Annotated in this window: 9 protein-coding genes; 5 read left to right on the plus strand and 4 right to left on the minus strand. The window is 70.4% G+C overall.

What is annotated here, in order from left to right; all coding sequences use genetic code 11:
* Positions 1–112: 112 nt before the first annotated feature.
* Together fdxA and dapC are read left to right on the plus strand one after the other, a co-directional pair.
* Positions 113–445 (plus strand): ferredoxin, encoded by a 333-nt coding sequence (gene fdxA / locus VGZ32_RS22535; protein WP_326888144.1) that lies wholly within the window; start codon positions 113–115, stop codon positions 443–445.
* 2 nt (positions 446–447) lie between these two features.
* Positions 448–1,602 carry a succinyldiaminopimelate transaminase gene (gene dapC, locus VGZ32_RS22540; RefSeq protein ID WP_326888145.1) on the plus strand — a complete coding sequence of 385 codons (1,155 nt, stop codon included), beginning with the start codon at positions 448–450 and terminating at the stop codon, positions 1,600–1,602.
* Positions 1,603–1,769: 167 nt separating this feature from the next.
* On the opposite strand, the gene VGZ32_RS22545 is transcribed toward dapC, so the two are convergent.
* The 3 genes from VGZ32_RS22545 to VGZ32_RS22555 all read right to left on the minus strand — a co-directional run bounded on the left by VGZ32_RS22545 (position 1,770) and on the right by VGZ32_RS22555 (position 4,654).
* A complete protein-coding gene (locus VGZ32_RS22545; RefSeq protein WP_326888146.1) occupies positions 1,770–2,423 on the minus strand; it encodes a hypothetical protein in 654 nt (217 codons plus the stop codon).
* 271 nt (positions 2,424–2,694) lie between these two features.
* Positions 2,695–3,390, minus strand: coding sequence for a hypothetical protein (locus VGZ32_RS22550; RefSeq protein ID WP_326888147.1), 696 nt, complete (start codon positions 3,388–3,390; stop codon positions 2,695–2,697).
* A 250-nt stretch (positions 3,391–3,640) separates the two neighbouring features.
* Complete coding sequence (locus tag VGZ32_RS22555) at positions 3,641–4,654, minus strand: hypothetical protein (RefSeq protein WP_326888148.1); 1,014 nt, start codon at positions 4,652–4,654, stop codon at positions 3,641–3,643.
* A 181-nt stretch (positions 4,655–4,835) separates the two neighbouring features.
* Here VGZ32_RS22555 and VGZ32_RS22560 point away from each other — a divergent pair, with 181 nt between their 5' ends.
* The 3 genes from VGZ32_RS22560 to VGZ32_RS22570 all read left to right on the plus strand — a co-directional run bounded on the left by VGZ32_RS22560 (position 4,836) and on the right by VGZ32_RS22570 (position 8,236).
* A complete protein-coding gene (locus VGZ32_RS22560; protein WP_326888149.1) occupies positions 4,836–5,672 on the plus strand; it encodes a 2,3,4,5-tetrahydropyridine-2,6-dicarboxylate N-succinyltransferase in 837 nt (278 codons plus the stop codon).
* The gene (gene dapE, locus VGZ32_RS22565; protein WP_326888150.1) at positions 5,672–6,760 is read left to right on the plus strand and encodes a succinyl-diaminopimelate desuccinylase; all 1,089 of its coding nucleotides are present in this window, start codon (positions 5,672–5,674) and stop codon (positions 6,758–6,760) included. Before VGZ32_RS22560 ends, dapE begins: the two co-directional genes overlap by 1 nt.
* A gap of 306 nt (positions 6,761–7,066) precedes the next feature.
* The gene (locus tag VGZ32_RS22570; RefSeq protein WP_326888151.1) at positions 7,067–8,236 is read left to right on the plus strand and encodes an alpha/beta hydrolase; all 1,170 of its coding nucleotides are present in this window, start codon (positions 7,067–7,069) and stop codon (positions 8,234–8,236) included.
* Between the two features lie 52 nt (positions 8,237–8,288).
* Here the strand turns inward: VGZ32_RS22570 and VGZ32_RS22575 are convergent.
* Positions 8,289–8,786, minus strand: a 498-nt coding sequence (locus VGZ32_RS22575) for an aminotransferase class III-fold pyridoxal phosphate-dependent enzyme (RefSeq protein WP_326888152.1), incomplete at its 5' end; no start/stop codon positions are given.

Here is an 8,786-nt window from a genome sequence, read left to right on the forward strand (position 1 = left end):
TTATGTGGGCAGCACCGCCGTGTGTCCTGCCATAGCAGGAAGACGAAAGACAGAGTATCGATCGGGGTCGGGGCCAACTCCGGACCCGACCCGAGGCCAGGAGGACCCGGACGTGACCTACGTCATCGCGCAGCCTTGTGTCGACGTGAAGGACAAGGCCTGCATCGAGGAGTGCCCGGTCGACTGCATCTACGAGGGCGAGCGGTCGCTCTACATCCATCCGGACGAGTGCGTCGACTGCGGCGCGTGCGAGCCGGTGTGCCCGGTCGAGGCGATCTTCTACGAGGACGACACCCCGGAGCAGTGGAAGGACTACTACAAGGCCAACGTGGAGTTCTTCGAGGACCTCGGCTCGCCCGGCGGCGCCTCGAAGCTCGGCCTGATCCCCAAGGACCACCCGGTGATCGCCGTCCTGCCGCCGCAGAACACCGGCGAGGGCCACTGAGCATGCCCGCGGGGACCGGCGGCGCGTCCAGGGTCTCGTACCGCCTGCCCAGCTTCCCGTGGGACCGCCTCAAGCCGTACGCCGCCAGGGCCGATGCGCACCCCGGCGGCCGGGTCGACCTTTCGGTCGGCACCCCGGTCGACCCGGTGCCGCGCAGCGTGCGCGACGCGCTGGCCGACGCGGCGAACGCGCCCGGATACCCGGCGACGTACGGCAAGGCGGCGCTGCGCGAGGCGGCGGCGGCGTGGATGCGCCGACAACTCGGCGTGCCGGCCGACCCGGCTGCGGTGCTGCCCCTGATCGGCTCGAAGGAACTGGTCGCGGGTCTGCCGTCGCTGCTCGGCCTCGGCGCGGACGACGCCGTGGCGTACCCGGCTCCCGCCTATCCGACCTATGAGATCGGCGCCCTGCTGGCGCGGGCGCGGCCGATCCCGCTCTCGGACGAGCGGCTGCACGACGACCAGTTCTGGCGTGGCGACGGCGGCGCGATCAAGCTCGTCTGGCTTAACTCCCCGGCCAACCCGCACGGTCGGGTGCACCCGACCGAGGTTCTTCGCCGCGTCGTGGAGCGGGCTCGATCCCGCGGCATCCTGGTGGCTTCGGACGAGTGCTACGTCACCCTCGGCTGGGAGGGCGTCGAGCCGGTCTCGGTGCTGCACCCGGACGTCTGCGGCGGCTCGCACGAAGGGCTGCTGGCGGTGCACTCGCTGTCCAAGCGCTCCAACCTGGCGGGCTATCGCTCCGCGTTCCTGGCGGGAGATCCGGCCGTCGTCGCCGAACTGCTCGAGGTGCGCAAACACGCCGGGATGATGATGCCCGCGCCGATCCAGGCCGCGACGATCGCCGCCCTTGAAGACGAAGAAGACGCCGCGGCGCAGAAAGAGCTCTACCGACAGCGCCGCGCGGTGCTGCGCGCGGCTCTGGAGAGCGCCGGGTTCCGCATCGACCACTCCCATGCGGGCCTGTACCTGTGGGCGTCGCGGATGGTCGAAGGCAAGCCGGAGCCCTGTTGGGACACGCTGACATACCTCGCCGACCTCGGGATCCTGGCCGCGCCGGGCGAGTTCTACGGACCCGGCGGCGAGCATCACGTGCGTGTCGCGCTCACCGCCTCGGATGAGCGGGTCGCCGCCGCGGCGGCGCGCCTGGCCGGCTGACCGGGCGTCAGACGAGCGCGCTTCACAAACAAGCGCGGTTCTCAAACAAACACGGTTCTCAGATAAGCACGATCCTCAGATAAGCACCGGCTTCCGATGAACACGGCGGCCCGCCGGCTCCGGGGAAGGGAGCCGACGGGCCGCCGCGCGCTGTTCGGGCCGGGCCCTTACTTCTTGTGCTTGCCCTTGTAGCCGTGCTTGTGGTGGTGCTCGCCGTTGTGGTGCGCGGTCATCTTCTGCGCGTCGGTGGTCGCGTGCTGTTCGGCGGCCTGGGCGGCGGCGGGCACCGCGTTGGCCACCGGCGCGCCGTGCGCGGCGCTCTGCATCGGCATCGACTGCGCGATCGGCTGGGCGGCAGCCGGTGCCTGATCCGGGGCGTCGGTGATGCCGCCGATCCCGGCGATGCTGCCCACGACCGGAATCCCGTTCTTGGTGAGCGAGCCGGCCAGGCCGCCGACGACCGGCACGTTGCTCAGCGGCGAGGAACCGCCGTTGCCCGCCAGCGACGCCGTGACCGGCAGCGACTTGGTCAGCGCGCCCAGCGGCGAGGAGGCGCCGGCCAGGCCGCCGACCACGGGCAGGCCGGAGAGCGCCGACCCGGCGCCGCCCGAGCCGGCCAGGCCGCCGACGATCGGCAGGCCGCTGATCGGCAGTGCGTCGGTCAGGTTCCCTGCGGCACCGTTGGTCAGGCTGCCGACCACGGGCAGCGAGCCGACCACGGGCAGGGCGTCCGCGTTGGCGGATCCTGCGGCGGCGACCGGCAGGGCGACGGCGGCGGCAGCCGCCGCGGTGGAGGCGATTCGGCGCCCGGCGTGGCTCATCTGTTCTCTCATTTCCTTGTGGACTGTGACGGCTCGCCCGCCCGTCAACTGGAGGCGGCGGCCCGGCGGGGTCCGCCGGGGTTTTTCCGGCCCGGGGCCCGCTGCCATTGGAATTACGAGCCGACGTCGGCTGAGGTTTCGGCTGACGATGGTAACGTTTGGGTAAAGGAGGGCTGCGGAGGTGTGATGTCCAAAGACTGGAATATCCGCACATCTTCGGAGTGGAGTGTCTGTACTTCTTTGCTCTTCGAAGCCGACCGAGGAGCTTTTCCTACAGTTGCCCGAGGTTGTTCAGCGCCCCGGTGACCGGACTGTTCGGACCCAGCACGGAGGTCACCGGCAGCGACTTCGTCAGTCCGCCGACGGTGCCGACGCCGGGCAGCGCGGCCTGGCTGACCTGGCCGGTCACGTCGCCGACCGTCGGCACCCCGGCCTGGTGCAGCCCGTTGACCAGGGGTGCGGTCTGCCCGACGACGGCGCCGGTGAGGTTCTGCGTCTGGGGAGCCAGCCCCTGCGAGAGGTTGCCGAGCGCGCCGTCCTGGAGCAGGTTCGGTGCGACCTGGAGCGGATTGCCGGCGTCCGGCAGCACGGACGGCACCAGGTTGCTGAGCGGAAGCGCTGAGGTCAGGTGGTCGGTGAGCTGCTGCGTTCCGGTCACCATCGCCTGGGTCGGCGCGAGCGCCAGCGTGGCCTGATTCAGCGGGAGCGCCGCGTCGCTCAGACCGAGGGGCGCGTTGACCGAAGGCAGGGCGACCCCGCTCAGGGCCGCGCTCTGGGCAGTTCCCGCGGGGAACAGGTCGCTGAGCGGACCGGTCGCGGCCTGCGCCGCACCCACGCTCACCAGCGGAACTGCTCCGGCCGCGACCGCCGCTGCGGCGCAGGCTGCCCGGCGCAGCGTCGCGCTGGGGACCACCCCGCCGCGCGATGCGGCGTGGCGGGCGCGATAAGGCACGTGGGACGTACTCATGGGGCTCCTCGGGAGGACGGCGGGAATTCATCGCCGTGCACATCGACCGAAAGAGCCTTCAGGTTGCGGCTATAACAGATAACGAAGTGATAACGGTAGTCGGCCGATTGCTTCTCTGATCATGATTTTTTGGAAAAGACCTGACCATCGGGCAGGGCGGATGATCGGCTCGTTCGATGACTCAACCTCGACGAGCCTCGATGACACAGTCAGCGGCGAAGAGCGCCAATTGTCCGACTCGGGGGACGGGTCACGTGCCAGCGGTCACCGTGACGTGAACCGTCGCCCCGGCGCCCGTGGGCGAGATAGTCGCCCATCCGGTGGCGCCCGCCGTCGAGGACCACGACCGGTCGGCGTATTGGACGTGCGTGATGCCGGTGATCTCGGCCTGTGCGGCCAGCCAGTTGGCGTAGGCCCAGCCGCGGTCGGTCGCGTCCGCGCCGGAGAGGGAGGAGGGCGCTGAGACGTCGAACGACAGGCCGTCAGAAGAGATGCTGCTGACCGGGCCCACGTTCGCCGCGCCGAACTGGTTGCGCAGCGTGTTGAGCACCGACTGCGCGCGGGCGTTCAGCAGCGCGCCGGACGACTTGCTCTGGGCGGCGAACGTCGGGCTGTCGAGGGTGCAGCCGAGCCCCGCCGCGGCGGTGCCCGTGAACACTGCGGCGACCACCGTCGCATCGGCCTGGTGCGCCGCATAGGCGTCGGGCGCGCCTGACTTCTGCACCGCCTGCGCCGCCTGAGTGAGCGTCATCGACTGCCAGCCGGAGACGTTGACCAGCGCCTGGTAGAACCGCGTCGAGGAGTAAACCGGATCCATGATCTGCGTGGTGGTGCCCCAGCCCTGCGACGGGCGCTGCTGGAAGAGGCCGACCGAGTCGCGGTCGCCATAGCCGAGGTTGTGCAGCTTCGACTCCTGCATCGCGGTCGCCTCGGCCACTTCGATCCCGAAGACCGGCACGCCCTGCTGTATCCCCACCGCCGCGATCGTGGAGGCGTTCTGAGCCTGCTCCAGGTCCAAGCTGACGCTCCCGGCCGTGGAGCTGGCAGTGCAGCCGCTGGCGGTGAAGATGTTGGAGAGGCTGCCGAACTTGTTCACCGCCCAGATACCTACGCCGGTCAGCGTGCCAGCTACGATCAGCACCACGACCAGCGCGATCCACCAGCGCCCGTTGCCGCGCGGCGCACGCGGCGCCGAGCCTGTGGCGAAGCGTCCGGTATCGGTCGTCCGTCTTCTGCTTTCGGGGGCCCGGCCGACAGCCGCCATCAGCCCCCGGCTCCCCAACCAGCCGGAACCCGGCCAATCGGACACGGCAAGGGCGTAGCGTGACGGGGCGACGCGCAGCACGGTTCTCCTCGGATCGGATGGTCGGCTCGGCGTTACCGTAATCGATCGGCATCCGGACCGGTCAATGGTTGTGTCACGAGCCCGCACTAGTCTTGCCTCCATGACCGAGACCTTCGCCAGCCCGCTCCCCGCCGTGATCGAAGAGCTCTGGGAGCGGCGTGCCGAGCTCTCTCCGGCCGACGCCGACGCCCGCAAGTTCGTCGTCGACGCGATCGACCTGCTCGACACCGGCGCGGCCCGGGTCGCGTTCGTCGATCCGGCCACGGACCTGGTGGTCGTGGACGAGCGGGCGAAGCGGGCCATCCTGCTCGGCTTCAAGGTGCTCGACATGACCGAGGCGACGGTCGGCGAGTTCTACCAACACGACCGGGTGCCGCTCAAGACCACCTTCGACGGGGTGCGCGTGGTGCCCGGCGCGATCGCCCGCTGGGGCAGCTACTTCGCCCCGGGCGTGGTGCTGATGCCGTCGTTCACGAACATCGGCGGATACGTCGACTCCGGCTCGATGGTGGACACCTGGGCCACGGTCGGCTCGTGTGCGCAGATCGGCAAGAACGTGCACCTGTCCGGCGGTGTCGGCATCGGCGGAGTGCTCGAGCCGCCGAACGCGGTGCCCGTCGTGGTCGAGGACGACGCGATGATCGGGAGCCGGTCGATGATCGTGGAGGGCGCCCGGGTCGGCCGGGGCGCGATGGTCGGCGCGGGCACGATCCTGTCCGCCACGATCCCGGTCATCGACGTGGAGACCGGCGAGGAGATCAGCCGCGGCCACATCCCCGCCTGGTCGGTCGCTGTCGGCGGCACGCGGACCAAGCAGTTCGCCGGCGGCGCGTTCGGCCTGCCCTGCGTGCTCGTGCTCAAGCGGCTCGAGGAGGGCCATCGGCACGACAAGTCGCAGCTCAACGACATCCTGCGCAGCCACGGAGTGAGCGCCTGATGGGGAACGCCGAGCCAGCGCTCGACCTGTCCCTGGACGCGGCCGCCCTGACCGCCGTGCTCGTCGACATCCCCTCCGTCAGCGGTGAGGAAAAGCCGCTGGCGGACGCGATCGAGCAGGCCCTGCGCGCGCTGCCCGGCCTTTCCGTGCAGCGCCTGGGCGAGAACGTGGTCGCGCGCACCGATTTCGGACTGCCCCAGCGGATCGTGCTGGCCGGGCACATCGACACGGTGCCGATCGCCGACAACGTGCCCTCGCGCCGGGAGGGCGACATCCTCTACGGCTGCGGCACCTCGGACATGAAAAGCGGGGTGGCGGTCCAGCTCAAGATCGCCGCGGCGGTCGGTGCGGCGGGCGCTCGCACCCCCGCGCACGACCTGGTGTTCGTCTTCTACGAGTGCGAGGAGGTCGAGGCCGCGCGCAACGGACTCGGCCGGATCGCCCGCGAGCACCGGGACTGGATCGCCGGGGACTTCGCGGTGTTGCTCGAAGGCACCGACGGCGTCCTCGAGGGCGGGTGCCAGGGCACCCTGCGCGCCAAGATCACCCTGACCGGCACGCGCGCCCACAGCGCCCGCTCCTGGCTCGGGGACAACGCCATCCACCGCGCCGCGCCGGTCCTCGCCCGTTTGGCGGCATACGAGGCGCGCGAGGTCGAAGTCGAGGGGCTGCTGTACCACGAGGGACTGAACGCGGTGGGCATCAGCGGCGGAGTCGCCGGCAACGTGATCCCCGACGAGTGCTCGGTCACGGTGAACTTCCGCTTCGCTCCCGACCGCTCGGAGCAGGACGCCGCGGCGCACGTGCGCGAGGTGTTCGAGGGCTACCCGGTCGAGATCGTCGACAGCGCCCCGGCCGCCCGTCCCGGTCTGAACCTCCCCGCGGCGGCCTCGTTCGCGGCGGCGATCGGCGCTCCGGCACGGGCGAAGTATGGCTGGACGGACGTGGCCCGGTTCGCCGCGCTCGGCGTGCCCGCGGTGAACTTCGGCCCGGGTGATCCGAACCTGGCGCACACCCGCCACGAGCACGTCGACCTCGCGAAGGTGGGCGCGGCCGAGGCGGTCCTGCTGGGCTGGCTCGGCTACTGACCTGGGTATTCCTGCTCGTTCAGGCTTTACGTCTTTGCGCCATCGGTGAACTGCCGTGCGTCCTGCACCGTGTGGAGGCTTAGCTAAACCTGAAAATCACGCAACCGCCGGGTGAGCTCGAGCGTCGGTGATTGATGGAAACGGGGGACAACCCTCTTCGCGGCCCATGAGATCATGGTGAGTCGGACCCGGAAGACCAGCGCTTATGGCGTCGGCCTCCCGCGTCCGGGCGCCGGATCGAGGGGCGGCGCGGCACGGTCCGGACGCGGCGTCCGGCCTTGACACGGGCGATCGGGCGAGCGAGCGATGGGACTGACGGGCGGCTACTTCCTGGCCGCTGTGATAGGGGCAGTGGTCGCCCTGCCGGTCGCGACCGTGCTGTTGTGGAACCGGCTACGCGGCCCGCGCCCCGTGCGCGGCGCGCAGCGATTCGGATTGATCCTCGTCTGCCAGAGCACCGCCGTGCTGCTGGCCGCCCTGCTGATCAACAACTCGTTCCAGCTCTACACCTCGTGGTCCGACCTGTTCGGCTGGAACGGCGCGCCGGGCCAGATCGAGGGCGCCGCCAAACCGCTCGCGCTGACCACGGGAGCGGCCCAGACCGGCCAGCCGACCGGCGACCGCGCGCTGCCGAACGCGGCGCTGTTCCACCCGTACCACGGGGTCGCGAACGCCTTCGAGACCACGATCACCGGCGCGCAGTCGAAGGTGACCGGGACGGTTCTGGTCTCGCTTCCGCCGCAGTACTACCAGCCCCGCTACGCGCATACCTACTTCCCGGTGGTGCAGCTGTTCTCCGGCTTCCCCGGATCGCCCCAGACGTGGCTGTCCAGCATGGAAGCGCCGTCGATCCTCAGCCAGGCCGTCGACAACCGCGCGGCCCAGCCGATGATCCTCGTCTCGGCCTCCATCAACGTCGACCCGCCGCACAATGCCGACTGCTCGAACATCCCCGGCGGCCCGCAGGTGGCGACCTGGCTCTCCCAGGACGTGCGCCAGCTCGTCGAGACCTCCTACCGCACCGCGACCGACCGCACCGGCTGGGGCCTGATGGGCTTCTCCGAAGGCGGCCTGTGCGCGTCTAAGCTCGCGCTGCAGTACCCGGACGAGTTCATCGCGGGCGTCTCCATGAGCGGTGACGACCACCCCGGCGGCGACCTGCTCGGGTTCGGCACCACTGCTTACAACCTCAACGCGCCGCTGTGGATCCTCCAGCACCAGCCGCCGAAGCCTGTGGCGCTCCTTCTCACCGGGACCCTTCAGGACGGCGCGACAGCGCAGGAGGCCGACGCGATGCGTGCCGCGGTCAAGGCGCCGACCACGATCTCGCTGCTGATCTCCCCGCGCGGCGGCCACAACATAGGGGTCTGGAAGGCGATCGAGCCCGAGGCGTTCGGCTGGCTGTCCGGTTATCTGCAGGCCACCACCATCGGCAACATGCAGGTAGCGCCGCAGCTGCTCGACGGGACGAAATAAGTAGTACAGCGTGGCGGGCCGCATCTGACGTCCTATGAGGACCAGGACAGGATCAGGCTCCGCTCGTTGCCGCGATGCTCGCCTCGGCCGCCGCCTGCATCCCCGCGCACACCGCCGCAAGGTCCTCATCGTTGGTGATGTAGGGCGGCATGCAGTAGACCAGGTTCACGAACGGCCTCAGCCACACGCCGTGCGCGACGGCCGCGGCGGTGGCTGCGCGCACGTCCACCGGTCGGTCGAGCTGAAGTACGCCGATCGCCCCGAGCACGCGCACGTCCGCCACGCCCGGCACCGTGCGGGCCGGGTCGAGGCCCTTGCGCAGTCCGGACTCGATGCGGCGCACGTCCTCTTGCCAGGGCACGCCCCCGCGCGCTGCCGGGTCCAGAAGCAGCTCAAGCGACGCGTTCGCCACCGCCGCGGCCAGCGGATTGCCCATGAACGTCGGCCCGTGCGCGAGCACCGGAACCTCGCCCCGGCTGATGCCGTCGGCGACCCGCGGCGTGCACAGCGCCGCCGCCATGGTCATATAACCGCCGGTCAGCGCCTTGCC

The sequence above is a fragment of the Actinocrinis sp. genome (genome assembly GCF_035938995.1).
In the GTDB taxonomy this organism is placed as follows: domain Bacteria; phylum Actinomycetota; class Actinomycetes; order Streptomycetales; family Catenulisporaceae; genus DASZGI01.